The sequence below is a fragment of the Paraburkholderia sp. RL17-380-BIE-A genome (genome assembly GCF_046028085.1).
Taxonomy (GTDB): domain Bacteria; phylum Pseudomonadota; class Gammaproteobacteria; order Burkholderiales; family Burkholderiaceae; genus Paraburkholderia.
Window position 1 is genome coordinate 1 of sequence record NZ_JARESQ010000014.1, and the last position, 23,656, is coordinate 23,656.

24 protein-coding genes are annotated in these 23,656 nt (G+C 63.5%); 13 read left to right on the top strand and 11 right to left on the bottom strand.

From position 1 onward, the window contains the following. On the top strand, positions 1-178 hold a 178-nt coding region (locus tag P0D68_RS23095; RefSeq protein WP_408300426.1), incomplete at its 5' end, for an acyl-CoA dehydrogenase C-terminal domain-containing protein. Between the two features lie 125 nt (positions 179-303). Here the strand turns inward: P0D68_RS23095 and P0D68_RS23100 are convergent. After that, complete coding sequence (locus P0D68_RS23100; protein WP_408300225.1) at positions 304-1,590, bottom strand: D-amino acid dehydrogenase; 1,287 nt, start codon at positions 1,588-1,590, stop codon at positions 304-306. A 168-nt stretch (positions 1,591-1,758) separates the two neighbouring features. Between P0D68_RS23100 and P0D68_RS23105 the strand changes: the two genes are divergently transcribed. Beyond that, entirely contained in the window at positions 1,759-2,247 is a 489-nt protein-coding gene (locus P0D68_RS23105; RefSeq protein ID WP_007180908.1) for an Lrp/AsnC ligand binding domain-containing protein, read from the top strand. Positions 2,248-2,344: 97 nt separating this feature from the next. Then, positions 2,345-3,490, top strand: a complete 1,146-nt coding sequence (locus P0D68_RS23110; RefSeq protein WP_408300227.1) for a PA0069 family radical SAM protein — start codon at positions 2,345-2,347, stop codon at positions 3,488-3,490. Positions 3,491-3,506: 16 nt separating this feature from the next. On the opposite strand, the gene P0D68_RS23115 is transcribed toward P0D68_RS23110, so the two are convergent. Both P0D68_RS23115 and P0D68_RS23120 read right to left on the bottom strand, forming a co-directional pair. After that, positions 3,507-3,974, bottom strand: a complete 468-nt coding sequence (locus P0D68_RS23115) for an NINE protein (RefSeq protein ID WP_408300229.1) — start codon at positions 3,972-3,974, stop codon at positions 3,507-3,509. Between the two features lie 232 nt (positions 3,975-4,206). After that, positions 4,207-5,391, bottom strand: coding sequence for a PQQ-dependent sugar dehydrogenase (locus tag P0D68_RS23120; protein ID WP_408468757.1), 1,185 nt, complete (start codon positions 5,389-5,391; stop codon positions 4,207-4,209). A 172-nt stretch (positions 5,392-5,563) separates the two neighbouring features. Between P0D68_RS23120 and rpsP the strand changes: the two genes are divergently transcribed. The 6 genes from rpsP (at position 5,564) to P0D68_RS23150 (ending at position 9,884) form a co-directional block, all read left to right on the top strand. Further along, entirely contained in the window at positions 5,564-5,818 is a 255-nt protein-coding gene (gene rpsP, locus P0D68_RS23125; protein WP_007180912.1) for a 30S ribosomal protein S16, read from the top strand. Positions 5,819-5,950: 132 nt separating this feature from the next. After that, positions 5,951-6,679: a ribosome maturation factor RimM gene (gene rimM, locus P0D68_RS23130; RefSeq protein ID WP_408186921.1), complete on the top strand. Its 729-nt coding sequence runs from the start codon at positions 5,951-5,953 to the stop codon at positions 6,677-6,679. 24 nt (positions 6,680-6,703) lie between these two features. Continuing rightward, a complete protein-coding gene (trmD, locus tag P0D68_RS23135; RefSeq protein WP_408181087.1) occupies positions 6,704-7,471 on the top strand; it encodes a tRNA (guanosine(37)-N1)-methyltransferase TrmD in 768 nt (255 codons plus the stop codon). Positions 7,472-7,628: 157 nt separating this feature from the next. Continuing rightward, positions 7,629-8,015: a 50S ribosomal protein L19 gene (rplS, locus tag P0D68_RS23140; RefSeq protein WP_020069334.1), complete on the top strand. Its 387-nt coding sequence runs from the start codon at positions 7,629-7,631 to the stop codon at positions 8,013-8,015. A 93-nt stretch (positions 8,016-8,108) separates the two neighbouring features. After that, positions 8,109-8,831 carry a CoA pyrophosphatase gene (locus P0D68_RS23145; RefSeq protein WP_091792484.1) on the top strand — a complete coding sequence of 241 codons (723 nt, stop codon included), beginning with the start codon at positions 8,109-8,111 and terminating at the stop codon, positions 8,829-8,831. 114 nt (positions 8,832-8,945) lie between these two features. After that, the gene (locus tag P0D68_RS23150) at positions 8,946-9,884 is read left to right on the top strand and encodes a CobD/CbiB family protein (RefSeq protein WP_408186922.1); all 939 of its coding nucleotides are present in this window, start codon (positions 8,946-8,948) and stop codon (positions 9,882-9,884) included. 118 nt (positions 9,885-10,002) lie between these two features. Here P0D68_RS23150 and P0D68_RS23155 read toward each other — a convergent pair whose 3' ends face one another. Genes P0D68_RS23155 through P0D68_RS23165 form a run of 3 tightly spaced genes read right to left on the bottom strand, consistent with a single transcriptional unit; the run spans position 10,003 to position 12,531 of the window. Further along, entirely contained in the window at positions 10,003-10,323 is a 321-nt protein-coding gene (locus P0D68_RS23155; RefSeq protein WP_091792486.1) for a putative signal transducing protein, read from the bottom strand. 1 nt (position 10,324) lies between these two features. Then, positions 10,325-11,275 carry a ribosome small subunit-dependent GTPase A gene (gene rsgA, locus P0D68_RS23160; RefSeq protein ID WP_408300234.1) on the bottom strand — a complete coding sequence of 317 codons (951 nt, stop codon included), beginning with the start codon at positions 11,273-11,275 and terminating at the stop codon, positions 10,325-10,327. Then, complete coding sequence (locus P0D68_RS23165; protein WP_408186924.1) at positions 11,272-12,531, bottom strand: M48 family metallopeptidase; 1,260 nt, start codon at positions 12,529-12,531, stop codon at positions 11,272-11,274. Before P0D68_RS23165 ends, rsgA begins: the two co-directional genes overlap by 4 nt. Positions 12,532-12,699: 168 nt before the next feature. Between P0D68_RS23165 and orn the strand changes: the two genes are divergently transcribed. Then, positions 12,700-13,311, top strand: coding sequence for an oligoribonuclease (orn, locus tag P0D68_RS23170; RefSeq protein ID WP_091792489.1), 612 nt, complete (start codon positions 12,700-12,702; stop codon positions 13,309-13,311). 196 nt (positions 13,312-13,507) lie between these two features. Here orn and mog read toward each other — a convergent pair whose 3' ends face one another. Both mog and yjgA read right to left on the bottom strand, forming a co-directional pair. Continuing rightward, positions 13,508-14,164, bottom strand: coding sequence for a molybdopterin adenylyltransferase (mog, locus tag P0D68_RS23175; protein WP_408186938.1), 657 nt, complete (start codon positions 14,162-14,164; stop codon positions 13,508-13,510). Further along, positions 14,145-14,759, bottom strand: coding sequence for a ribosome biogenesis factor YjgA (gene yjgA / locus P0D68_RS23180; RefSeq protein WP_408300237.1), 615 nt, complete (start codon positions 14,757-14,759; stop codon positions 14,145-14,147). The genes mog and yjgA overlap by 20 nt, the downstream gene beginning before the upstream one ends. 253 nt (positions 14,760-15,012) lie before the next feature. Here yjgA and pmbA point away from each other — a divergent pair, with 253 nt between their 5' ends. Next, positions 15,013-16,383 carry a metalloprotease PmbA gene (gene pmbA, locus P0D68_RS23185; protein WP_091792490.1) on the top strand — a complete coding sequence of 457 codons (1,371 nt, stop codon included), beginning with the start codon at positions 15,013-15,015 and terminating at the stop codon, positions 16,381-16,383. Positions 16,384-16,526: 143 nt separating this feature from the next. Here the strand turns inward: pmbA and P0D68_RS23190 are convergent, their stop codons facing one another. Together P0D68_RS23190 and P0D68_RS23195 are read right to left on the bottom strand one after the other, a co-directional pair. Further along, positions 16,527-17,027, bottom strand: coding sequence for a dihydrofolate reductase (locus tag P0D68_RS23190; RefSeq protein ID WP_091792491.1), 501 nt, complete (start codon positions 17,025-17,027; stop codon positions 16,527-16,529). 163 nt (positions 17,028-17,190) lie between these two features. Then, a complete protein-coding gene (locus P0D68_RS23195; RefSeq protein WP_408300240.1) occupies positions 17,191-17,667 on the bottom strand; it encodes a hypothetical protein in 477 nt (158 codons plus the stop codon). Between the two features lie 536 nt (positions 17,668-18,203). On the opposite strand from P0D68_RS23195, the gene P0D68_RS23200 reads away from it, so the two are divergent. Together P0D68_RS23200 and P0D68_RS23205 are read left to right on the top strand one after the other, a co-directional pair. After that, positions 18,204-19,598 carry a sigma-54 dependent transcriptional regulator gene (locus tag P0D68_RS23200; protein ID WP_408186927.1) on the top strand — a complete coding sequence of 465 codons (1,395 nt, stop codon included), beginning with the start codon at positions 18,204-18,206 and terminating at the stop codon, positions 19,596-19,598. A gap of 254 nt (positions 19,599-19,852) precedes the next feature. After that, a complete protein-coding gene (locus P0D68_RS23205; RefSeq protein WP_408186928.1) occupies positions 19,853-20,824 on the top strand; it encodes a thymidylate synthase in 972 nt (323 codons plus the stop codon). A 101-nt stretch (positions 20,825-20,925) separates the two neighbouring features. Here the strand turns inward: P0D68_RS23205 and P0D68_RS23210 are convergent, their stop codons facing one another. Next, the gene (locus tag P0D68_RS23210) at positions 20,926-23,562 is read right to left on the bottom strand and encodes a DUF6600 domain-containing protein (RefSeq protein ID WP_408300243.1); all 2,637 of its coding nucleotides are present in this window, start codon (positions 23,560-23,562) and stop codon (positions 20,926-20,928) included. Between the last annotated feature and the right edge of the window lie 94 nt (positions 23,563-23,656).

A 23,656-nucleotide genomic window follows, 5' to 3' on the forward strand; every position in this document is an offset into this window, starting at 1 on the left:
TGCGTTGCTCGTGGCAGCCGGGAAGCGTGACGAAGATCCTTCGTTTTACGGTGCGAAGATCGCGACCGCGCAGTTCTACGCTGAGCATGTGCTGACGCTCGCGTCGGCGCTTGAAGCGTCGATTGTCAGCGCGAAAGGTGGGGAGAGTGTGCTGGCGCTGTCGGAAGATCAGTTCTGACGCTGCTTCTGCTTTTAAACCTCGCTTGAAAAAACAAACGGCGCCTCGAAAGGCGCCGTTTGTTTTCGTCGCGCTGGTTTGTGAGTTACACACCAGCTCAACCGCTCGCGAAGCGTCGTTAAACCTCAGGCATAAGCCGGGCGATGCGCGCCGCCAATCTCGCCGAGATAGCGATGCACCGACAGGTCGTCTGCCTTGATGGCCGGTTGCTTGCCCGACATCACGTCGGCGAGCAGTTGGCCTGAGCCGCACGACATCGTCCAGCCCAGCGTGCCGTGGCCCGTGTTCAGGAACAGATTCGCCACCGGCGTGCGGCCGACGATCGGCGTGCCGTCCGGCGTCATCGGGCGCAGACCGGTCCAGAAGGTAGCTTTCGACGTATCGCCGCCGCCCGGGAACAGGTCGTTCACGCACAGTTCCAGCGTTTCGCGACGCGCCTGGCGCAGCGATTTATCGAAGCCGACAATCTCAGCCATGCCGCCCACGCGAATCCGGTCGTCGAAACGCGTGATCGCAATCTTGTAGGTTTCGTCGAGCACGGTCGACACCGGTGCCGACGCTTCATTGACGATCGGCGCGGTAATCGAATACCCCTTGAGCGGATAGACCGGGATCTTGACGAGACCCGACAGGAACTGGGTCGAATACGAACCCAATGCGACGACGAACGAATCGGCACGCACGAGTTCTTCGCCGCATTTCACGCCGGCGATGCGGTCGCCGGCCATGGCGAGCGCGTCGATCGGCGTGTTGTAGCGGAATTTGACGCCCAGTTGCTCGGCCAGCGCGGCGAGGCGCGTGGTGAACATCTGGCAGTCGCCGGTTTCATCGCCCGGCAGGCGCAGACCGCCGGTCAGCTTGTGGGACACCGCGGCGAGCGCCGGTTCGGCTTGCGCGAGTTCAGCCGGCGAGAGCAGTTCATACGGCACGTTGGCTTCCTGCAGCACGGCGATGTCTTTCGCGGCGCCGTCGAACTGCTGCTGCGTGCGGAACACCTGCAGCGTGCCGCCGGTGCGGCCTTCGTACTGGATGCCGGTTTCGGCGCGCAGCGCTTGCAGGCAATCGCGGCTGTATTCGGCGAGGCGGACCATGCGGCCCTTGTTCACCGCATAGCGCGAGGACGTGCAGTTTTGCAGCATCTGCCACATCCATTGCAACTGGAATTGCGTGCCGTCGAGGCGGATCGCGAGCGGCGCGTGTTTCTGGAACATCCATTTGACGGCCTTCAGCGGCACGCCGGGCGCGGCCCAAGGCGACGCGTAGCCCGGCGAGATCTGACCGGCATTGGCGAAACTGGTTTCGAGCGCCGGGCCGGCCTCGCGATCGATAACGGTCACTTCATGACCGGCGCGCGCCAGGTAATACGCACTCGTCACCCCGACGACGCCACTGCCCAAAACGACGACTCGCATAGATGCTCCAGGATATTCGGATGAGGTCTGAGGGCGGTGCGCTCGTCGAGTCGTTGGAATTCGTTCGATTAACGAGGTGTAACGCGGATCGCCCAGTGTTAACCGCTATACTATTAACAGTCAGGCAGGTTTTGTTATTGTATTTTCAAGATTTTCAGTAAAAACATCATGCGTACACAGCGCCAACCGGTCCGGGCTCTAGACAAACTCGATCACAAGATCCTGCGGCTCTTGCAGCAGGACGGCCGCATGGCCATGAAAGACCTGGCTGAGCAGGTTGGGTTGTCCGTGACGCCGTGCATCGAGCGCGTCAAGCGGATGGAGCGCGACGGCGTGATAACCGGCTACCACGCGCGCGTGAACCCGGCGGAGTTGGGCGCGGCGCTGCTGGTGTTCGTCGAGATCACGCTGGATCACAAGAGCGGCAACATGTTCGACCAGTTCCGCCGTGAGGTGCAGAAGATTCCCGAAGTGCTGGAGTGCCACCTCGTGTCGGGCGACTTCGACTATCTGATCAAGGCGCGCATCGGCGAAATGGCCGATTACCGGAAGCTGCTCGGCGACATCCTGCTGCAACTGCCCGGCGCGGTGCAGTCGAAAAGCTACGTGGTGATGGAGGAGATCAAGGAAACGCTGACAATCGCAGTCGGGGATTAAACAGCACGGCAAGCGCAAGACGGGGCTCGACAAACGGCGTAAACACTGTATATTTGTACAGGTATTTTACGCCGTTTGTGCTTTGCGTTTTCTAGCCGTGACCGACTCCGACTCCGAACCCGTCAACGAATTTCCGATCGCGCCGCCCGCGCCTCGCAAGGGCCGCGGCGCGGTGACGAACCTGCAAGGCCGCTACGAAGTCGACCAGCGCGAAGCAGTGGACGACGGCTGGCTGTCAGCGGCGGAAGGCGATGACGAGCCGAAGGTCTTGCGCACCCAAGTCTTCGAAGAGCGGGCTAAGACCATTCTTACGCGCAACGCATCGCCGGACATTCCGTTCGGCGTGTCGCTCAACCCGTATCGGGGCTGTGAGCACGGCTGCATTTATTGTTTTGCGCGGCCCACGCACAGCTATTTGGGACTGTCCCCCGGCCTCGACTTCGAAAGCCGGATCTACGCCAAGGTCAACGCACCGGAGTTGCTCGAGCGGGAGTTGTCGAAGAAGACCTATGTGCCGGAGCCGATTGCGCTGGGCGTCAATACAGATGCCTGGCAGCCCGCCGAGCGTGATTTGCGGCTCACGCGCCGTGTGATTGAAGTGCTCAGCGAGCGGCATCATCCGTTCGCGGCGATCACCAAGTCGTCGCTGATCGAACGCGATCTCGATCTGCTAGCGCCTATGGCGGCGCGCGGGCAATTCATGGCGGCCATCACCATCACCACGCTCGACGCCGAGATCGCTCGCACGCTCGAACCGCGAGCGGCCACGCCGTCACGGCGGCTGCGCACCATTCGCACGCTGAGTGAGGCGAACATTCCGGTCGGCGTCAGCATCGCACCGGTGATTCCGTTCGTCACCGAACCGGACATGGAGCGTGTGCTGGAGGCCTGTGCGGAGGCCGGCGCAAGCAACGCGAGCTACATCGTGCTGCGTCTGCCGTGGGAAGTCGCGCCGCTATTCAAGGACTGGCTCGCGGCGCATTTTCCCGATCGCGCCGAGCGGGTCATGGGCCGCGTGCGGGACATGCGGGGTGGGAAAGACTACGACTCGTGCTTCTCCACGCGAATGAAGGGAGAAGGCTTGTGGGCCGACCTGCTCAAGCAGCGATTCCAGAAAGCGGTGCGCCGTCTCGGCTTGAACCAGCGTGATCGCGGCATTCTGGATATGTCGCACTTTCGCCGGACGGAAGCGCCGCGTGCCCATGAATCGGTGCGCGACGATCCTCAACTGGATCTTTTTTAACGCTGCGTGAGACGGATCACTGCGAGAGTGCTTTGGCCGCCTGCACCTGACCTTCAAAGTAGGTCTGGAACGAGATGGCGAGCCCCGTCATCAGCAGGAAGGCGCCGATCAACAGTGAAAAAATGACGACGAAGATGACTGTCCAGCCAGAGCGGCTCTTGCGTTGGGTCTGGGCGTTGAATTGCGCGTCCCACTTTTCGTCCGGACGCAGCCCGTAGACGATCGCAGCGAGAAACGCGGCGAGCAGCGAAACCGCACCAGGAAACGCCAACACCCAGCCGAGCATGGAAGCCCGTTCGCTGGCCACCACCAGCATGGCGCCTGGAATGCCGATCAGCGTACCGATCACGTGCGCCCAGCCGTAGATGTCGCGCGTGCCATACAGATAGAAGCGATGAGCGCCGAGGCAACCGAAGAAGAACGCCAGTGCGGCGGTAATTGTCTTGGATCTGAAACGCGGGGAAGTCGAGGCAAGGGTGGACATGTAGGCGAGGTCAGGGTGACAGGCGGTCGAAAGGAGCGGCGCGCGGCTCGCGCGGACCGACGCGCATTCTACGCCCGCCACACGGCGCCGGTCACGTGGCGGGCGGCGCGGCAGTCAGGCGGCTTTGCGATAAACGCCGCAGTTGGTACGGTTGCATCCGCGGGGCGGGCAACTGGTTCGGAAGGGCGGCGGCGCTTCGGGCGCGCTGCGGCTGAATGTCACTGACGGCTTGTTACGGCGCGGAGTAAGTGACGCGGTAAACCGCTCCGGCGTAGTCGTCGCTGATCAGGAGTGAACCGTCGGGTAGGGGCAACACGTCGGCGGGACGGCCCCATACGGCCTCGCCGGGTTGCAGCCAGCCTTCCGCAAAGACTTCCTGGCGGGCGTTGCCGCCATCCGGGTCCGTGACGACATGCACGACGCGATAGCCAACCTTCTTGCTGCGATTCCACGAGCCGTGCTCGGCGACAAAAATGGTATTCCGGTAAGCGGGTGGGAACATCGAGCCGCTGTAAAAGCGCATGCCGAGCGCGGCGACGTGCGCACCGAGTTTGACCGTCGGCGGCGTGAACCCGCTGCACGGATGGTCCTTGCCGAACTCGGGATCGGGCGTGTTGCCGCCGTGGCAGTAGGGAAAACCGAAATCCATCCCGGCGCGCGGCGCGCGGTTGAGCTTGTCGTCCGGGACGTCGTCGCCCAGCAGGTCGCGGCCGTTGTCGGTGAACCACAGTTCATGCGTCACCGGATGCCACGCGAAACCGACCGAATTGCGGATGCCGCGTGCCACGACTTCATAGTGGCTGCCGTCCGGGTTCATGCGGCCGATCAGGCCGAAACGGTCGCGGTCTTTCAGGCAGACGTTGCAGGGCGCGCCTTGCGGCACATATAGCTTGCCGTCCGGGCCGAAAGCGATGAATTTCCAGCCATGGTGCGTCTCCGTGGGCAGGGTGTCGATCACGACGGCAGGCTTGGGGGGATCGTTCAGGTGCGTGTCGATCGCATCGAAGCGAACAATTTTCGATACCGCCGAAACATAGAGCGCGCCATCGCGCCATGCCACGCCCGCCGGCGTTTCCAGCCCGGAAGCGAGCACGTGGCCGGCTGTCACCTGCCCATTTTGCAATTCGAGCGCGTAGACGTGGCCGTCCAGACTGCCTATATAAAGAATGCCCTTCGGCGAGAGCGCCATGGCTCGCGCGCTCGGCACGGCGTCCGACAAGACTTCGATGCGAAAGCCCGGCGGTAGTTTGATCCGCTCCACCGGCAGTGCGGCGAGCGCCGGCAGGGCAGTCGCGGCGAGCAAGACGGCCGCGCCCGTGTTCAGGGTCCTGCTTCGCAGAATGCGCGCCGAGCCGGCAAGTCGCGCAACGGTGCCAAGAAAATCGCGCAAAAACACAATGGGTGGCAGGAGTTTCAAGGGCGCTCCGTCAGGTAATTCGGGCGTTTCGGCGTGGTGCGAGGTCCCCGCCTGTCAGGCCGACGCAACCCCGTTGCTCAGTTTATCCCGGTAAGTGTTTGTTATGGCGTCGGTTTCCCGCTATAATCGCGTGTTTCAGTCGTTCCGAACCCCGGTTTTCAAGGATTCTAGTATGGTCATCATCCGCTTGGCTCGTGGCGGCTCCAAGAAGCGCCCGTTCTACAACATCGTCGCAACCGATTCGCGTAACCGTCGTGACGGCCGCTTCATCGAGCGCGTTGGCTTCTACAACCCGGTCGCTACGAAGGGTGAGTCGCTGCGTATCGCTCAAGACCGCCTGACGTACTGGCAAGGCGTTGGCGCACAACTGTCGCCGACCGTCGAGCGTCTCGTGAAGGAAGCTGCAAAGGCGCAGCCGGCTGCTTAATGGTAGCTAGCCTGCGTATCGTCGTCGGTTCGTCCGGCGGCTCTCGCGGTTTGCGTGAGCGGCCCAATGAGCAGTCCGATGCGCGAGTTGTTTTGCTGAAGCAGGCGTCGAAGCTGGCAGTGAGGTTCTCTTATGTCTGAGCGTGATTCCGGCAGTTCAGGTAGCGCCAAGGCAGTAGCCCCGCGCGCGAAGACGTCTGATCAGGCGCCGTTCGGTGCATTCGTCCGTAAGCCGGTCGAAAAAGCCGAGGGCAAGGCGAAAGCCAATGTTGCAAACGCCGGTTCCGGTGCAGCAGAAATGCGCATGGAAACGGTGGAAAGCTGGCCGGCCGATGCGGTCGAGGTCGGTGCAATCGTCGACGCTTACGGCCTCAAAGGCTGGGTCAAGGTAGCCGCGCATGCGGATGCCGGACATGGCGGCGACGCTTTGCTGAGCGCGAAGCGCTGGTGGCTGCTCAAAGGCCAGGAGCGCAAATCGGCGCCGTCGTTGCAAGCGAAAACGCATAGCGACAGTGTGGTGGCCCATCTGGGCGGCGTCACTGATCGCGACGTGGCGCTGGCACTGCGCGGCTCCCGCGTCTATATCAGCCGCAGCGAGTTTCCGGCTCTCGAAGTCGACGAATTCTACTGGGTCGACCTGCTCGGCCTGGATGTGGTGAATGTTGCCGGGGTCAATCTCGGCAAGGTTGCAGACATGATCGACAACGGTGCGCACTCGGTGATGCGTATCGAATATCCGGCTACCGACAAAAGCGGCAAGCCGGTCACCGGCGAGCGTTTGATCCCGTTCGTCGGCGTCTTTGTCAAAACGGTGGACCAGGCGGCGAAGCAGATCACTGTCGACTGGGAAGCCGATTATTAAATCATTCGCTGAATGGAGAGAGCGATGCAGTTCGATGTCGTCACGCTCTTTCCTGACATGTTTCGTGCGCTGACCGACTGGGGTATCACCAGTCGCGCGGCGAAACAGGAGCGCTACGGTTTGCGTACGTGGAATCCACGCGATTTCACGACCGACAACTACCGCACAATCGACGATCGCCCGTACGGCGGCGGACCCGGCATGGTCATGCTGGCCAAGCCGCTGGAAGATGCAATCGGCGCGGCGAAAGCGGCGCAGGCGGAGCAGGGTATCGGCGCGTCGCGCGTCGTGATGATGTCGCCGCAAGGCGCCACGCTGAATCACGACCGTGTCATGCAGTTCGCGGCCGAACCCGGCTTGATCCTGTTGTGCGGGCGCTATGAAGCGATCGACCAGCGTTTGCTCGACCGTGTCGTCGACGAAGAAGTCAGCCTTGGCGACTTCGTGCTGTCTGGCGGAGAATTGCCGGCCATGGCGTTGATGGATGCCGTGGTGCGTCAGTTGCCCGGCGTGCTCAACGACTCGCAGTCTGCGGTGCAGGATAGTTTTGTCGACGTGCTGCTGGATTGCCCGCATTACACGCGCCCTGAGGAATACGACGGCGTGCGTGTGCCCGATGTGCTGCTCGGCGGCCATCATGCGGAGATCGAAGCATGGCGTCGGCGTGAAGCCTTGCGCAACACGTTGAACAAACGACCGGATCTGATCGTGAAGGCCAGAAAGAACAAGATGTTGAGCCGTGCCGATGAGGCATGGCTTGCGAGTCTCGCGAAGGAAGAGTCGAAGGCGTAAAGCCTTGGGTCTTTCAAGCGGACACCAGGCGGCGCCGCGCATGCGTGCACGGCGCCTGATGTGAACCCATCCTCTATCGGGGCCGTAGCCGAGCGCAATAAGGAAACTTAGTGCAAGGCAGGTACGAACGCCGACAAGATGGACTTAGGAGTCAGTGATGAATCTGATTGCAAAACTCGAGCAGGAAGAAATCGCGCGCGCCCTCGGCGAGAAGACCATCCCCGAATTCGCTCCCGGCGATACGGTGATCGTCAGCGTGAACGTGGTTGAAGGTACGCGTAAGCGTGTTCAGGCTTACGAAGGCGTCGTGATCGCCAAGCGTAACCGTGGTCTGAATTCGTCGTTCATCGTCCGCAAGATTTCGTCGGGCGAAGGCGTCGAGCGTACGTTCCAGACGTACTCGCCGCTGCTGGCAAGCATCGTCGTCAAGCGTCGTGGTGACGTGCGCCGTGCGAAGCTGTACTACCTGCGCGACCGTTCGGGCAAGTCGGCCCGGATCAAGGAAAAGCTGGTCTCGAAAGACCGCGCTGCTTCCCAAGCGTAAATGCTGTAAGAAAAAGCACCCCTCGCGGGTGCTTTTTTGTTTGCCAGGTCAAAATAGCGGCATGTCCCCTATCCGCCTATTTCGAGAGACCCGTTGATCCGCCCCGTCTTTGAGCCTGAAACTCTGCCTGTCGAAGCGACGGGCGCCGATCTGCCGCCGGTGGCCGGCGACCGTCTCACGCCTGACGGCCTGCGCGCACGCTTCGAGCAGCGCCTTGCCTGGACTCCCGAACCTATCGTCGAAGCGCCGTGGCGCGATACGCATGCCGATCCGCGAGTTGCCGCGGTGCTGGTGCCGCTGGTGGTGCGCGAGCGCGGCCTGACCGTGCTGCTGACCCAGCGCGCCGACCATCTGAACGATCATGCGGGGCAGGTGAGCTTTCCCGGTGGCCGTCACGAACCCTTCGATGCCGACGCCACCGCCACCGCGCTGCGTGAGGCACAGGAAGAGGTGGGTCTTGCGCCCTCGCGTGTGGAGATTCTCGGCGCCTTGCCGGACTACCTGACGGGCACTGGTTTTCGCGTGACGCCGGTAATCGGCCTCGTGCATCCGCCGTTCACAGTGAAAGCGGACGCGCTCGAAGTGGCCGAAGTCTTCGAAGTGCCACTCGCCTTTCTCATGAACCCCGCCCATCACGAAGAGCGCGTGTTTCGCTACGAGGGCGGTGAGCGGCGCTTCTTCGCCATGCCGTATCCGCGTGCCGCGTCGGCCGAAGCGCAGGCTGCGGAGAGCGGAAGCGAGCTCGGTGGTCACTACTTCATCTGGGGCGCAACGGCGGCGATGCTGCGCAACTTCTATCGCTTCCTCGCGGCGTAAACCGCACGGGACTGTGCAGTTGTTGGGTGTTTGTCAACGACTGCGCTCAGTCGCATCCGACCCTGTGCTATCGTTATAAAACAATCGTAAAACTCGAAAAGCACGGCGCATCGCATGACTTTTTTCTCTGTATTGCTGGCTCTGATCATTGAACAGGTGCGTGCGCTTTCACCGAATAATCCGGTGTCCGCGTTGCTTCAATACCATGCGGAATCGGCGGCGCACGGATTCGATGCCGGCAAGCCGAAGCATGGCTTGCTCGCCTGGCTCGTGGTGGTGGTGCCCTGGACGTTGGCCGTGGCGCTCGTCTACTACGTGCTGTATCACATCCATTTCGCACTGGCGTTCCTGTGGAACGTCGCGGTGCTGTACTTCACGCTCGGCTTTCGCCAGTTCAGCCATTACTTCACGGACATCCACCTCGCGTTGAATAACGACGACGTACCGCACGCGCGTGAAATCCTGAACGAATGGACCGGGCTCGATACCGTCGATATGCCCGTCAGCGAAATCGTGCGTCATACGCTGATTCATGCGGTGGTCGCTTCGCATCGGCATGTGTTCGGCGTGTTCTTCTGGTTTCTGATTCCGGTCGGCCCGGCGGGCGCGGTGCTATATCGGATTGCCGAGTATCTGGCGCGCACGTGGGCACGTCCGGTCGACGATCGCACGGTTGCGTTTTCGAGCTTCGCACAGCGCGCCTTCTTCGTGATCGACTGGGTGCCGGCGCGGCTGACGTCGCTGGGCTTTGCGATTGTCGGCAATTTCGAAGACGCGATTTATGCATGGCGCAATCATGCGCGCCAGTGGCCGGATGCGAACGACGGCGTGTTGCTGGCCGCGGGCAGCGGTGCATTGGGCGCACGTTTGAGCGGGCCGCTTGCCGAGCCGTCGAGTCTCGACGCATTAGCCACCGGCGACGGCGGCCCGATGCAGGTCGGCGACGACTGCACGCCGCGCACGCTGCAATCGGCTGTGGGGTTGGTGTGGCGCGCGGTGGTGCTGTGGATGATTCTGCTGTTGATGCTGACGATTGCAGTGTGGCTGGCTTAAAGTCGCTTAGCTGATCTTGATTGGCATAAAAAAACCGGACAACGTCCGGTTTTTTTATGCCTGCATCTCGCCCTGAAATAAGCGCCCTGAAATAAGCTGACACCGATCTCGTGCGGAATCACCCATCCCGCGGATCGCGCGCCGTCCCGCACTGCCAGCACACCGTAAACTGCGCCTCGAGCGTTTCACCACAGTGCCGACACCGCCAGCCGGGCGTTCCCGCCGCCGGCCCGTGCGAGGCTGCATCGATCAACCTTCGCGCCATCGCCTCATCACGTTCGTCGACGAGCCAAAGCTCCGGCGAGCACTGATCCGCCGGAATATCGCCGAGCGCGCCGTTCAGATAACGGTTGTGTAACTCGCAAGCAATGCCCGCGGTGGCCAGCACATTGACCCAGTGCTGCCCGATGATCAGATTCGGCGCGCGCATCAGTTTCATGTCAGCGCACGATCTGGCTGGCTTCGTGCACGAGTTGCGCATACAGCGCATGCCGTTCGGGGCGGATGCGGCCGTCCGCGACCGCTTCGAGGATCGCGCAACCGGGCTCATGCAAGTGATGGCAGTTGTAGAAGCGGCAGTTCGGCAGCAACGGCCTGAACTCGGGAAACGCGCGCTCGAGCCGGCCCTCGGTCAGATGATGCAGGCCGAACTCCTGGAAGCCCGGTGAGTCGATCAACGAACCGCCTATGCCGTCCGCACTGTCCGGCAGCGGATAGAGACGCGTGAAAGTCGTCGTATGGCGCCCGCTATTGAGCGCCGTAGAAATTTCGCGCGTGGCGACTTCGGCATCGGGAATCAGCAGATTGACGAGTGTGGATTTGCCCATGCCCGACTGGCCGAGCAGCAGCGTCGAATGACCATGCAGATGTTCGATCAACGCGGCACGTGCGGCCTCGGGCTGAGTCTTGATCGACACTTCCACGACCGTATAACCCAACGCGCGATACGGCTCGAGCCGTTTGCGCGCGCCTTCGAGCGCACCGGTCACGTCGGTCTTGTTCAGTACGATCAACGGCGTCAGTTCGTTCGCCTCGGCCGCGACGAGCGCGCGGCCGAGCAGGTCTTCGCTGAAGTGCGGTTCAGTGGCGAGCACGATCAGCAACTGGTCGAGGTTGGCCGCGAACAGCTTCGACTTGTACTGATCCGACCGGTACAGCAGATTGCGCCGTTCGCCGATCTCGACGATCACGCCTTGATCCGCCGAAGCCAGCTCGTAAATCACGTGATCGCCGACCGCCACCTCGCTGCGCTTGCCGCGCGGGAAGCATTGGAGCATGGCGCCGCCGTCGTCCGGTGCGACGAGATAGTGGCGGCCATGCGCGGCCACCACGAGGCCGCCTGCACGCGCGCTGGACGGCGCGCGCGGCGCTTTCGGGGAGCGGCCGCTCATGCGTGCCGCAGCAGGCGGTCGATCCGCTGCGACGCCGGCGGATGCGAGTAGTAGAACGCGGTGTAGAGCGGATCGGGCGTCAGGGTCGACGCATTGTCCTCGTACAGCTTGACGAGCGCGTTGACGAGATCTTGCGCGTCGGTCTGCGTCGCGGCGAACGCGTCGGCTTCGAACTCATGCTTGCGCGAACTGAGGCTGCCGAGCGGCGTGACGAAGAACAGGAACACCGGTAGCGCGAGGAAGAACAACACCAGCGCGAGGCCGCTATTGCCGCCGACCAGCGACGGCCGCACGCCCAGCCCTTCATAGAACCAGACGCACTGCATGAGCCAGCCGAGCAGGGCGAGCATGACGAGACTGATCGCGAATGTAACGAGCATGCGCTTGATCACATGACGGCGTTTGAAGTGGCCGAGCTCATGCGCGAGCACGGCTTCGATCTCGCTGCCCGACAGGCGCGCGAGCAACGTGTCGAAGAACACGATTCGCTTGGCGGCGCCGAAGCCGGTGAAATAGGCGTTGCCGTGTGCCGAACGGCGGCTGCCGTCCATCACGAAAAGACCCTTGGCGGCAAAGCCGCAGCGTTGCATCAGCGCTTCGATGCGGCTTTTCAGCGCTTCGTCCTTGAGCGGCTCGAACTTGTTGAAGAGCGGCGCGATAAACGACGGATACAGCACCAACACGAGCATCTGGAAGGCGACCCACACGACCCATGTCCACAGCCACCAGAGGCTGCCGGCCTGGTTCATCAGCCACAGCACGACGAACAGTAACGGCAGGCCGAACGCGGCGCCGAGCAACACGCCCTTCATGCGGTCGACGAAGAAAATGCCGCGGCTCATGCGGTTGAAGCCGAAGCGCTGTTCCACCACGAACTGCCGGTAGTAGTCGAACGGCAGGTCGACCACGCTGGTGATCGCGATCACCGCGGCGACCAGCGCGATTTGCCCGATGTATCCGCGGCCGAGCCAGTCGGAAATGCCCAGATCGAGCGCCTGCACGCCACCGAGCAGCGTAAGGCCGATCAACACGGCCGCGCTGACGACGATCTCGATCATGGTCAGACGCGTGCGCTCAACGGTGTAGTCGGCGGCGCGCTGGTGCGCGGTGAGCGCGATGGTGCCGGCGAACTGGCTCGGCACCTGCTCGCGATGTTGGGCCACGAAGCGGATCTGCCGCGACGCGAGCCACAGTTTGGTGCCGACCATCGCCACGACGGCGACGACGAACAGAACGGTGAAGTACAGGGTAGGCATCCGGGGATTCCGTGGTATCTATGCGAGAATTATATGTTTCTTCCTGCCTCGCGGCGGGAAGGTGAGTCCAAACCGGCTCGCACCAGCCTAATCCAATCTCAAACGAACAATCGCCGCGGCAGGCGGGCTTGCTGACAAGCCGTTTGCCCGGCCATCAAGGTTGCCTTCATGACTGACATCCTCGCATCCACCGAACAGCCGCCGCTCGTGCGCAGCGACATGAATCTCGTCTGGCTGGACATGGAAATGACCGGGCTCGAACCCGATTCCGACCGCATCATCGAAATCGCGGTGGTGGTGACGAATTCGACGCTCGACCGCCTCGTCGAAGGTCCGGTTCTGGCGATTCACCAGAGCGACGAGACGCTCGCCAAAATGGATCAGTGGAATCAGAACACCCATGGCCGTTCGGGGCTGATCGACCGGGTGAAGGCGTCCACGGTGAGCGAGGCCGACGCCACCGAGCAAATTCGCGATTTCCTGAGCGTCTTCGTGCCGCCCGGCAAATCGCCGATGTGCGGCAACTCGATCTGCCAGGACCGCCGCTTCATGGCGCGCTGGATGCCGGACCTGGAGCGCTTCTTCCATTACCGCAATCTCGACGTCAGCACGTTGAAGGAGCTGTGCCGCCGCTGGCAGCCGGCCATCTACAAGGGTTTCCAGAAGCGCGCGATGCACACGGCGCTGGCCGATATCCACGAGTCGATCGACGAACTGAAGTACTACCGCGAGCACTTCCTGATCCCGTCGGCGCCGGACGCCGCCGGCGGCGCGGAATAACGGGGCTGATCTGCTTCGACGCGTAACGCGCCGGTGGCTGCCCGGCGCGGCGCCGCCTTCCGGCTGGGCGCACCTCGCTGGTCGCGGCTGACTGGCGCCTGCCAGTTCCCTGCGCCAGAGCGCGACTCAAAACCGAAGCCCCGGATCGAAGCCAGACGGCCAAATCACAGCGGCCAATCCGCGCCGTGATTCCAAACTATGCAGACTTGGGCGCGCGCTGCGCGTTCTTCGGCCGAAATGCCTTCACCACGTCGGCGTTGGTTTCCACATAAGGCCCGCCGATCAGATCGATACAGTACGGCACCGCGGCGAAAATGCCCGGCACCTTCACTGCGCCGCCCGCTTCGGCGTCGCGCAAACCTTCCAGCGTTTCCTTGATCGACTTCGGCTGCCCCGGCAGATTGATGATCAGCGCTGCGTGCTCCGCCGTTTCGCGGATCACGGCGACCTGGCGCGACAGAATCGCGGTCGGCACGAAATTCAGGCTGATCTGCCGCATCTGCTCGCCGAAACCCGGCATCTCCTTCGTTGCGACCGCAAGCGTCGCCTCGGGCGTCACGTCGCGGCGTGACGGGCCGGTGCCGCCGGTGGTCAGCACCAGATCGCAGCCGACCTCGTCGACCAGTTCGGTCAGCGTGGCGGAAATGGTCGGCGCATCGTCCTGAATCAGACGGGTGACCACTTGCCACGGTGAGGTGAGGGCCGCGCCGAGCCATTCCTGCAAGGCCGGAAGCCCTTTATCCTCGTACACGCCGGTGGAGGCGCGGTCGCTGATCGACACGAGGCCGATCAGGATCTCGTCGGGGTGATTGCGTGCCGGCCTGCCTGCGTGATCATGCGTCGCGGTCGTCATCGTCATCGTCGTCCAGGGCGTCGTCGGCGTCGGAATCGGTCTGCGCGGACGGGCCGTCCGCGTTCTTGATCCACTGGAACAGTTCGCGGAAGTAGCGCGGCGGCTTGCTCTGCTGCGCTTCCTTGCGTGCGTTGCGGATCAGCGTGCGCCCCTGCTGCGGGTCGGCGTTCGGGTGCTGGCGGATGAAATCGGTCAGCGCGGCGTCGTCGGCGAGCAGTTTTTCGCGGGTGCGCTCGATCCAGTGGAGTTTGGCCGTTTCCGCCTTGTTGACTCCGTTATAGGTGTCGAGCGCGGTGCGCAGCGCGGCGGTTTCGTCGTCCAGCAGCGAGCGCATCACGCGGCCGACGTACTGCACCTGGCGGCGCTTGCCTTCGTGATCGGTGATGCGGCGCGCTTCACGCACGGCGTCGTCGAGCTTCTCGGGCATCGGCATGCGTTTGAGCGCGTCTTTGGGCAGCGCGATCAGCGCCGCGCCCAGTTCCTGCAGCTCGTGCATTTCGCGCTTGAGCTGAGACTTGCTGGGACGGTCGTAGCCGTTTTCGTCGACTTCCGGCTCGGCGGATTCGATCGGTTGGATGCGGGTTTTGCGTGTCATACCGATATTGTAGCGTGCCGCGCCCGCTCACCCGCCGTGCTGCCGCGCGCGAGGCATTACGCCTTGCGAAGCGATCGCAATGCTGCGCACGGCGAGGCGCTGCGAATGCCAGGTACGGCGTCGCGTACCTTGCTATGATCGCGGGATGCATAACCCGACACGGGCGCGCGCATGCGTGAGGCATGTGCGTAACCGGTGCGAACATAGCGAACACACCCAGGGCCGCTCGGCCCCGAACAGGACGGCAACGACAATGGCAGCAGACATGGACGTCAAGCAGCGCTTTTTTCCGCATACCCAGGATGAGCTGAAGGAAATCGCCTCGGACATCCTTCGTCACGCGAAGTCGCTCGGCGGTACCGATGCGGCGACCGAGATTTCCGAAGGCGACGGCCTGTCCGTCTCCGTGCGGCGCGGCGAAGTCGAGACGATCGAGCACAACCGCGACAAGATGGTCGGCGTGACGGTGTTCATCGGCAACAAGCGCGGCAACGCGAGCACTTCGGACTTTTCGTCGCAGGCTTTGAAGGACACGGTCGCGGCCGCCTACAACATCGCGCGCTTCACGGCCGAAGACGACTGCGCGGGTCTCGCCGAAGCCGAATTGCTGGAAACGGCGCCGCGCGATCTCGATCTCTATCACCCGTGGAATCTGTCCGCGGATGAAGCGGTGGAAATTGCCCGCCGCTCGGAAGACGCCGCGTTCGCCACCGATCCACAGATCAAGAATTCGGAAGGCGCGAGTGTCTCGGCACAGCACTCGCAGTTCGTGCTGGCCACCTCGCGCGGCTTCCTGGCCGGTTATCCGTACTCGCGCCACTACATCGCGTGCGCGCCGATTGCAGGCAGCGGCCGCAACATGCAGCGCGACGACTGGTACACGTCGACCCGCAGCGCCGAAGAACTGGCCGATCCCGAAGCCGTGGGCCGTTACGCGGCGCAACGCGCGCTCGCGCGCATCGGCGCGCGCGGCCTGGATACGCGCAAGGTGCCGGTGTTGTTCGAAGCGCCCCTCGCCGCGGGCCTGCTCGGCGCGTTCGTGCAAGCCACGAGCGGCGGCGCGCTGTATCGCAAGACCTCGTTCCTCGTCGACAGCCTCGGCAAGCCGGTGTTCGCGCCGCACGTGCAGGTGCTCGAAGACCCACATATCGCGCGTGCCATGGGCAGCGCGCCGTTCGACGAAGAAGGCGTGCGCACCAAAAAGCGGTCGGTGGTGAAAGACGGCGTGGTGGAAGGTTATTTCCTGTCCACGTACTCGGCGCGCAAGCTCGGCATGCAGACCACCGGTAACGCGGGCGGCTCGCACAACCTGTCGCTGCTGAGCTCCAACACACGCCCCGAGGACGACTTCGAAGAAATGTTGCGCAAGCTCGGCACCGGCCTGCTGTTGACCGAACTGATGGGGCAGGGCGTGAACTACGTGACGGGTGATTACTCGCGCGGCGCGTCGGGCTTCTGGGTCGAGAACGGCAAGATCCAGTATCCGGTCGAGGAAATCACGGTGGCGAGCACGCTGCAGGAGATGTTCCACCACATCGTGGCGATCGGCGCGGATACGATCACGCGCGGCACCAAGAAAACCGGCTCGGTGCTGATCGAGCGCATGACGATCGCCGGGCAGTAAAATTTTGCCGCGAGCCGGCGGCCGCCGGTTCGTCGGTCGATGAGAAAACGCCACGCGAGGTCATTGCGTGGCGTTTTTTTATATCAGTTCGGCGGCCACTGTCTGCTTCGAGCGGGCACGATTACCGCTGAAGCGGTCCGGCCTCAGACGCCTTTGCGCCGGTACGTCACGAACGCGTAGTCGAAGTCGTTCGGCGCATGCGCGCGGTGTGTTTCGTGCGCGACTTCTTCCCACTCGGTTTCGTCGAGTTCGGGGAAGGTGGCGTCGCCTTCGAAGTCGGCGGAAATCTCGGTGACGATGAGCTTGTCCGCCTGCCGCAACCCTTCCTCATACAACTGCGCGCCGCCGATCAGAAACGCTTCGGGCGCCTGATCCTGAGCGGCGAGCTTGAGCGCCTCTTCGAGCGTCGTGGCCGCGTCGCAACCCTGGAAGCGCCGCGCGGCATCCCGCGTCACTACAATGTTGCGGCGTCCGGGCAAAGGCCGGCCAATCGACTCGTGCGTTTTGCGGCCCATGATGATGGGCGCGCCCATGGTGGTGCGCTTGAAGAACGCGAGGTCTTCGGGGAGTCGCCAGGGCAACTGGTTGTCGCGGCCGATCACGCCGTTATTGGCGCGAGCGACGATCAGGGTGAGCGTCGTCATCGAATGGAAAGGGGAACGTAACCGGACCGATTCTACCTGACGCGCAAGGCCATGCCGCCGAGGCGGGTGGCGAGCCAGCGGCAAAGATTCGCGGGCGTTGCCGTGCCGGTTGCGGTGTGTTCGCTGCGCCGCCAGCCCTGTTTGCATCGCTAATTTGTTCGGGCTACTTTCTTTGGTAAGTGCCGATGTTGCCTTGGGCCGCGCGTGCCGCGTCGATAGGGATGGGTAACGGCGAGGGCGGGGCGATCTCGTCCCACAGTGTCACGTTGCTGCAGCCGCCACTGTTGTCGCGCATGAACTGTGGCGTGGCGGCCACCATCACCATGCCGACGGCGCTGCCGCGTGGCCGCGAAAGCATCCGGTCGTCGAGCGAAAAATCGTTCATGGATGCAGCATCGGCCGGAATACTGAGCGAGTTCGCGACCTGACGAAAGGCGGCGGCGGTGCGCGCCCTCGCATCGGAGGAGCCGGCTCGCGTGATCGTGGCCTCGGAGGAAGCGGCCGCGCCGGCATGGGCGGATTGGGCCGGTTCCGCGTCCTGCGCATGGGCGCCAAACAGGACCGTGGTCAGCGCGATTGAAGCGCCATCGGCCGCGCGGGGTGTAACGGGGGTGAGATCGATGCGGAAAACAAGTCGCATGATGTGTCTCCTTGGTGCACGGCATTTAGCGAAACGTGTGCCATCACTCGCAATCCATTGGTGCATCAGGAGGTGAAGCAAAAGCGCGAAGCAATGTTTGAGAATTTGAACAAAAACGTTTCAGGGCTGAAACGACATGCAGGAAATACCTATAAGTTGTTAATTGAGTCGGTATGAAGTACCTTGGCTCTCCACTTGGGAAAGCGCTTCCACTAATCTTTTATTCGTCGGCTGAATAACCGTTTATTGCCCGTAGAGCCTTGCTGGGCAAGGAGTGCACGATTAAATTCGCATAACTGTTTTCCAAGCGCCGCGCGTATAGTAAGCTCTCAGAAAAGAGCTGCAGATTTAAAAAAGCCCACCAAAGGGCCGTCTCAATCACACACACGCCGCTTTCTTGGGGATCAGCTGTCCGCACGGAATGGAATGCCCGTTCGGTTTTTGCTATTTCGCGAATCCCGAATGAGTCAGCGTGTCTGAATTCGGTTCAGGTGCGTGCGTCATCCTTAACGTTCGTTGACGAGAGGATCTGAATAATGGAACCCGCAACGCGACAACTGATTTACGTTTCGCGCGATCCGAGCGCGGAGCTGAATACTCGGTTTCATCAGCGCGGCTGGCAGGTCGAAGTGGTGGGGTCGGCGCGCGACGTGCGCCGGGCGGTTCGCGCCGGAATGGCGGCGGGTGGCCTGCTCGATCTCTCTAGCGATTTTCAGCCACACGAAATCGCTGCGTTCGAATCGTGCCTGACCATGCCGAACGTCGGCTGGGTCGCGGCCACCATGCCGGGTCAGCTGCAGGACGCCGCGTTGCGCCGGCTCGTACGCGACTATTGTTTCGACTATGTGACCGTGCCGTATTCGGGCGACAGGATCGTCGACTCGGTGGGTCACGCATACGGCATGATTTCCTTGGGCGAGCCGGCTTCCAACGACGCATCGCAAGGCGCCGAAGGCGAAATGGTCGGCTCGTGCGACGCCATGCTCGCGCTGTTCCGTTCGATCCGCAAAGTGGCAATGACGGATGCGCCCGTGTTCATCTCGGGCGAATCGGGCACCGGCAAGGAACTGACCGCTGTCGCGATTCACGAACGCTCGGCCCGGCGCAACGCGCCGTTCGTGCCGATCAACTGCGGCGCAATTCCGCCGCATCTGCTGCAATCCGAACTGTTCGGCTATGAGCGCGGCGCGTTCACCGGCGCCAATCAGCGCAAGATCGGCCGGGTGGAAGCGGCCAACGGCGGCACGCTCTTTCTCGACGAAATCGGCGATCTGCCGCTCGAAAGCCAGGCGAGCCTGCTGCGCTTTCTGCAGGAGCGCAAAGTGGAGCGGCTGGGCGGGCACGGCGCGGTCGATGTCGACGTGCGCATTATCTCGGCCACGCACGTGGATATGACGGCGGCGATGATCGAAGGCCGTTTCCGTTCCGACCTGTATCACCGCCTCTGCGTGCTGCAGATCGACGAACCTCCACTTCGCGCGCGTGGTAAGGATATCGAACTGCTTGCCCGGCACATGCTGGAACGTTTCAAGAAAGATGCGAGCCGCCGCTTGCGCGGCTTCGCGCCGGACGCGATCGCGGCGCTGCATAACTACGGCTGGCCGGGCAACGTGCGCGAGTTGATCAACCGGGTGCGGCGCGCCATCGTGATGTCCGAAGGCCGCGCGATCACGGCGCGCGATCTGGAGCTCGCCGAATATGTGGAGATCGTGCCGGTCTCGCTCGCGCAGGCGCGCGAAGCGGCCGAACGTCAGGCGATCGAGCTGGCTCTGTTGCGCCACCGCGGGCGTTTGGGCGACGCGGCTCAAGAACTCGGCATCTCACGCGTCACGTTGTACCGGCTCTTGTGCTCGCATGGCATGCGGCATATGGAGGGCGAGCCGCTCGCTTCGCCGCACGGCGATTTGCCGGCTTCGGTGCCGCACCTGTAAATCGTTTGACGGGCCGCGTGGTTTGCGCCGGCCATTAGAGCGACTTCAGCGATTGATGCAGGGCGCATTAGCCGCGCTGTGATCGGCGGCGCGCCGTCCGGGTGCGCCATCTGCGTCCGCCTTTTCCCGAGATAATTTCGATCCCGCGCGCCCCGACCGGGCGCCGTCTGGCTGCGCTTGTTAAAATCGGGTTTTCCGCTCAATCCCCGTGGCGCCCGGATTTACCCGGCAGGCGCCGCGTCGAAGGAACCCGAATGAAACAATACCTCGACCTCGTCCGCACGATTCTCGACACCGGCACGTGGCAGGAGAACCGCACTGGCATCCGCACGATCAGCATGCCGGGCGCCATGTTGCGCTTCGACCTTCAGCAAGGCTTCCCCGCGGTCACCACGAAAAAGCTGGCGTTCAAATCGGCGGTGGGTGAACTGGTCGGGTTTCTGCGCGCCTCGCGCAGCGCCGCGGATTTCCGCGACCTCGGCTGCAAGGTGTGGGACGCGAACGCCAACCAGAATCCGCAGTGGCTCGCCAATCCCTATCGCGAAGGCCCGGACGATCTCGGCGACGTGTACGGCGTGCAGTGGCGCCAGTGGCCGGCCTACAAGGTGTTGAACGCAGACGCGAGCGCGCAGCTTGCCGACGCGACCGCGCGCGGCTTCCAGGTGGTGACCGAGTTCGAAGAAGATGGCAGCCGCAAAGTGTTGCTGTACAAAGCGATCGACCAGTTGCGCCAATGCCTCGACACGATCATGCAGAACCCGGCGGACCGGCGCATTCTGTTTCATGCGTGGAACCCCGCGGTGCTGGATCAGATCGCGCTGCCGGCTTGCCACCTGCTTTACCAGTTCGTGCCGAACGTGGTGCGCAAGGAAATTTCGCTGTGCCTTTATATCCGCAGCAATGACGTGGGCTTGGGGACGCCGTTCAATCTGACCGAAGGCGCGGCGTTGCTGCACCTGGTCGGTCGTCTGACGGGTTATACGCCGCGGTGGTTCACCTATTTCATCGGTGACGCGCACATTTACGAGAATCAGCTCGACATGTTGCAGCAGCAACTCACGCGCGAGCCGTACGAAAGCCCGGCTTTCGCGATTTCGGATCGCGTGCCGGAGTACGCAAAAACCGGCGTGTACGAGCCGGAATGGCTCGAAAAGATCGAGCCGTCGGATTTCTCGCTGGTTGGCTACCGGCATCACGAGCCGCTCACTGCGCCAATGGCCGTTTGAGCGTCGGCGGGCAAGCTGCCCGGTCCGCATGAAGAAAAAACCCCCGCGATGCGAATCGCGGGGGTTTTTTCATGCAGGCTGCAAACGCAAGCCGGAGGTGCTCAGCCTTTGTGATGCTCGTCGCGGTTTCCGCCACCTGAATGCTGTTCGGCGTGCTGCGGCTGCGCTTGAGGATGGGGCTGCTGAGCCTGCGGCGGCCGTGATTCCTGCCGAGGCTGCTGCGGTTGCGGATGAAACTCCGGCCGAGGTTGTTGCTGCGCCTGTTGCTGTCGGGGCTGCTGCTGAGGCTGCGGATGAAACTCCGGCCGCGGCTGTTGCTGCACCTGTTGCTGGCGCGGCTCAGGACGTGGCTCCTGACGCGGCGCCTGCTGCATGGGCTGCGGATGATATTCCTGACGCGGTTGTTGCGCCTCAACTTGCGCTGGACGCGGCATCTGCTGCTCAGGCTGACGTTGCATCTGCGCCTGCGGCTGTGGCTGCGCATGAAGCCCCTGCTGCTGTTGCTGCTGCACGGCCGGGTTTTCCGCGGGATGCGGCGCGCCGTGCTGTTGTTGCGCCATCTCCGGCAGTCTTCCCTGTGGCTGAGCGCCGGGCTGTGGAGCGGTATCCGGCCGCCCAGCCTGTTGTTGCGCACCGCCGTGCTGCTGGGCCATCGGCGTGTGCGGCTGTGTCCAGGCCGGCTCGTGGCGTTCGTTGATGGCCGGCTGCTGACCTGCCTGTTGCGGCATGCCGCGCTGCTGTTGCTGCGCCCACGCCGCTGGGTTGCCGCCCGGGTTGCCGCCGTTCGCTTGCGGCGGACGCGGCACACCGTTCGACGGACGTTGCGACTCTTGAGGCTCCGGGCGCTGGTTTGCCATTTGCGGCGGCATGCCTGGCCGCTGTCCAGCTTGCTGCGTGCCGCCACGCGGCGCCTCACCCGGCCGCTGCCCAGCCTGCTGCATGCCGCCATGCGGCGCCTCACCCGGTTGCTGCCCAGCCTGCTGCATGCCGCCACGCGGACCTTCACCCGGCCGCTGTCCCATCTGCTGTCCGGCGCCAGGCCCACCCGGCGCGCCCGCCGCCATCCCAGGCGCACGTCCCGCGATATGCGACTGCACGACCCGCACGTTCTGCACCGGCAGCGCGCTCGGACCGCCCGCCATATGCGCCGGCACTGAAGTCCGCACGATAGGCTGGCCGGCGCCCGACACCCGTCCGCCGCTTTGTGCGAACCGCTGAGCGAGGCTGTCGTGGTAAGCCGCCGGCATCGCCGGACTACGTGTCGCTACCACCGGGCGCGCCATTACCGCCGCAGGCGGCCGGTAGTTCGCATTGCGCAAACCTGGGCCGAAACTCTCCCGCACCGGCGCGATTCCCGGGCCGCCCGGGTTGATCTGCGCGTTGCGCCATTGCCGCGGATCGACCTTCTGGGCGAAGCGTCCGACCGGCTGACCATGTACGAAGGCTGTCGCCGGCATCGCGGTCACGCCGCCCGGCGCGCGGTAGTTGATATACGTGTTGTGAATGTTGGTCACATTCACGTTGCGGTTGTAGTTGTTGACGATCGTCGTCTGGTTGACGCGGTTGTAGTAACCGGGGCTCCAGTGATCGTGATCGCCCCAATGCGGGTGCCACGGCTCGCCCGGGCCGAGCGGGAACCACGCGACGCCCGCTGCTACCGCTCCGCCGATCGCCAGATCGACACCCCAGTTCACGCCGCCGCCTCCGCCGCCCACGAAGGCGACGAGAGCAGGTGCGTAGACGGGCGGCTCGCTGACCGCGACCGGTCCCGGCACCCACGCCCACGTGTCGTCGACCTGTGCCCAGCGGCCGTAGTGGTAGGGCGCGAAGCCCCACGGCGCGTCGTCGACCCAGGTCCAGCCCCACGGCGCCTGCCATACCCAATGGCCGTCGTGATACGGCGCCCAGCCGGCGGGCGTACCGCGCGGCACCCACACTTCACCGTATTGCGGCGAGCTCTGCCACGTGCCGTTGGCGTCGAGATCCTGATAGCCGGGAATGTCGCGCGACACGTAGCGCGCCGAGACCGAGCGGTCTTCGGCAGCGTCGCGGCTCGCGGCCCATTGATCGAAGCCGTCGAGGCCGGGCGCGCCATTGTCGGCGACCTGCTGGAGGTTGGTGCCGCCAAAGCGGATCTGCTGGCCGGCCGCAACCGGCACCTGGCCGTTGTCGCCGTACACCGTCGCGCTGCCGCTGCGCACGGTGACAGTGGTGCTGCTGCCGTCCGGCGCGACGTCGACGCGATAGTCCCCAGGTCCGTTCAGGCCGAGCGCGAGATTCGGCGTGTCGATTTCATAGGACGAGCCCGGCGCGAGTTCCCGCACGCGGGCCGACAGCGTGCCCTGAGCGACTTTGAGCTGGGCACTGTTGTCGTCGAGATTCAGCAGGTCGAGGCTGGTGGACTGGCCGAGGCGCACCGCGGTCGAGCCGATGTGCAGCTCCGAGCGGGCGTTCTGATCGTTCCACAGCTGGTCGCCGGTGGTGAGCGGGCGGTTGATTTGCGCGTAGGACCAGTCGGTGGCGCCGGCCGGTTCCGTGGTCACGGTGCCTGCCGTGTAGTTCAGGCGCGCGACACGGCCGGGCGGATCGGTGTTTTGCGATGCGGCGGCGGCCTGCGGCGCTTGCTGGATTTCCTGCGCCAAGGTGGCTTGAGCCGCAAACAGGAACGCGGCGGCTGCGATCAACGTATAGCCGATGACCCGGCGGTTCGAATGGTGGTCTGGGGTGACTGTTCTCATGATTTATCTCCGACGAACGCGGCATCTTGCGGCATCCGTGCAGTCACTCTACCTGTGGCGATTGTTTCAAGGCCCCCACTTTTGTAAGGCCGCC

Excerpts from the sequence above, each read along its gene's own strand:
- P0D68_RS23105 (WP_007180908.1), top strand. The coding sequence starts at position 1,759 with ATGCGTACACAGCGCCAACCGGTCCGGGCTCTAGACAAACTCGATCAC.
- rsgA (WP_408300234.1), bottom strand. The coding sequence starts at position 11,275 with ATGAGCGGCCGCTCCCCGAAAGCGCCGCGCGCGCCGTCCAGCGCGCGT.
- P0D68_RS23210 (WP_408300243.1), bottom strand. The coding sequence starts at position 23,562 with ATGAGAACAGTCACCCCAGACCACCATTCGAACCGCCGGGTCATCGGC.
- P0D68_RS23100 (WP_408300225.1), bottom strand. The coding sequence starts at position 1,590 with ATGCGAGTCGTCGTTTTGGGCAGTGGCGTCGTCGGGGTGACGAGTGCG.
- P0D68_RS23165 (WP_408186924.1), bottom strand. The coding sequence starts at position 12,531 with ATGCCTACCCTGTACTTCACCGTTCTGTTCGTCGTCGCCGTCGTGGCG.
- P0D68_RS23155 (WP_091792486.1), bottom strand. The coding sequence starts at position 10,323 with ATGAAACTGATGCGCGCGCCGAATCTGATCATCGGGCAGCACTGGGTC.
- rplS (WP_020069334.1), top strand. The coding sequence starts at position 7,629 with ATGAATCTGATTGCAAAACTCGAGCAGGAAGAAATCGCGCGCGCCCTC.
- P0D68_RS23190 (WP_091792491.1), bottom strand. The coding sequence starts at position 17,027 with ATGACGACGCTCACCCTGATCGTCGCTCGCGCCAATAACGGCGTGATC.
- rpsP (WP_007180912.1), top strand. The coding sequence starts at position 5,564 with ATGGTCATCATCCGCTTGGCTCGTGGCGGCTCCAAGAAGCGCCCGTTC.
- rimM (WP_408186921.1), top strand. The coding sequence starts at position 5,951 with ATGTCTGAGCGTGATTCCGGCAGTTCAGGTAGCGCCAAGGCAGTAGCC.
- P0D68_RS23195 (WP_408300240.1), bottom strand. The coding sequence starts at position 17,667 with ATGCGACTTGTTTTCCGCATCGATCTCACCCCCGTTACACCCCGCGCG.
- P0D68_RS23200 (WP_408186927.1), top strand. The coding sequence starts at position 18,204 with ATGGAACCCGCAACGCGACAACTGATTTACGTTTCGCGCGATCCGAGC.
- yjgA (WP_408300237.1), bottom strand. The coding sequence starts at position 14,759 with ATGACACGCAAAACCCGCATCCAACCGATCGAATCCGCCGAGCCGGAA.
- P0D68_RS23115 (WP_408300229.1), bottom strand. The coding sequence starts at position 3,974 with ATGTCCACCCTTGCCTCGACTTCCCCGCGTTTCAGATCCAAGACAATT.
- trmD (WP_408181087.1), top strand. The coding sequence starts at position 6,704 with ATGCAGTTCGATGTCGTCACGCTCTTTCCTGACATGTTTCGTGCGCTG.
- P0D68_RS23150 (WP_408186922.1), top strand. The coding sequence starts at position 8,946 with ATGACTTTTTTCTCTGTATTGCTGGCTCTGATCATTGAACAGGTGCGT.
- orn (WP_091792489.1), top strand. The coding sequence starts at position 12,700 with ATGACTGACATCCTCGCATCCACCGAACAGCCGCCGCTCGTGCGCAGC.
- pmbA (WP_091792490.1), top strand. The coding sequence starts at position 15,013 with ATGGCAGCAGACATGGACGTCAAGCAGCGCTTTTTTCCGCATACCCAG.
- P0D68_RS23205 (WP_408186928.1), top strand. The coding sequence starts at position 19,853 with ATGAAACAATACCTCGACCTCGTCCGCACGATTCTCGACACCGGCACG.
- mog (WP_408186938.1), bottom strand. The coding sequence starts at position 14,164 with ATGACGACCGCGACGCATGATCACGCAGGCAGGCCGGCACGCAATCAC.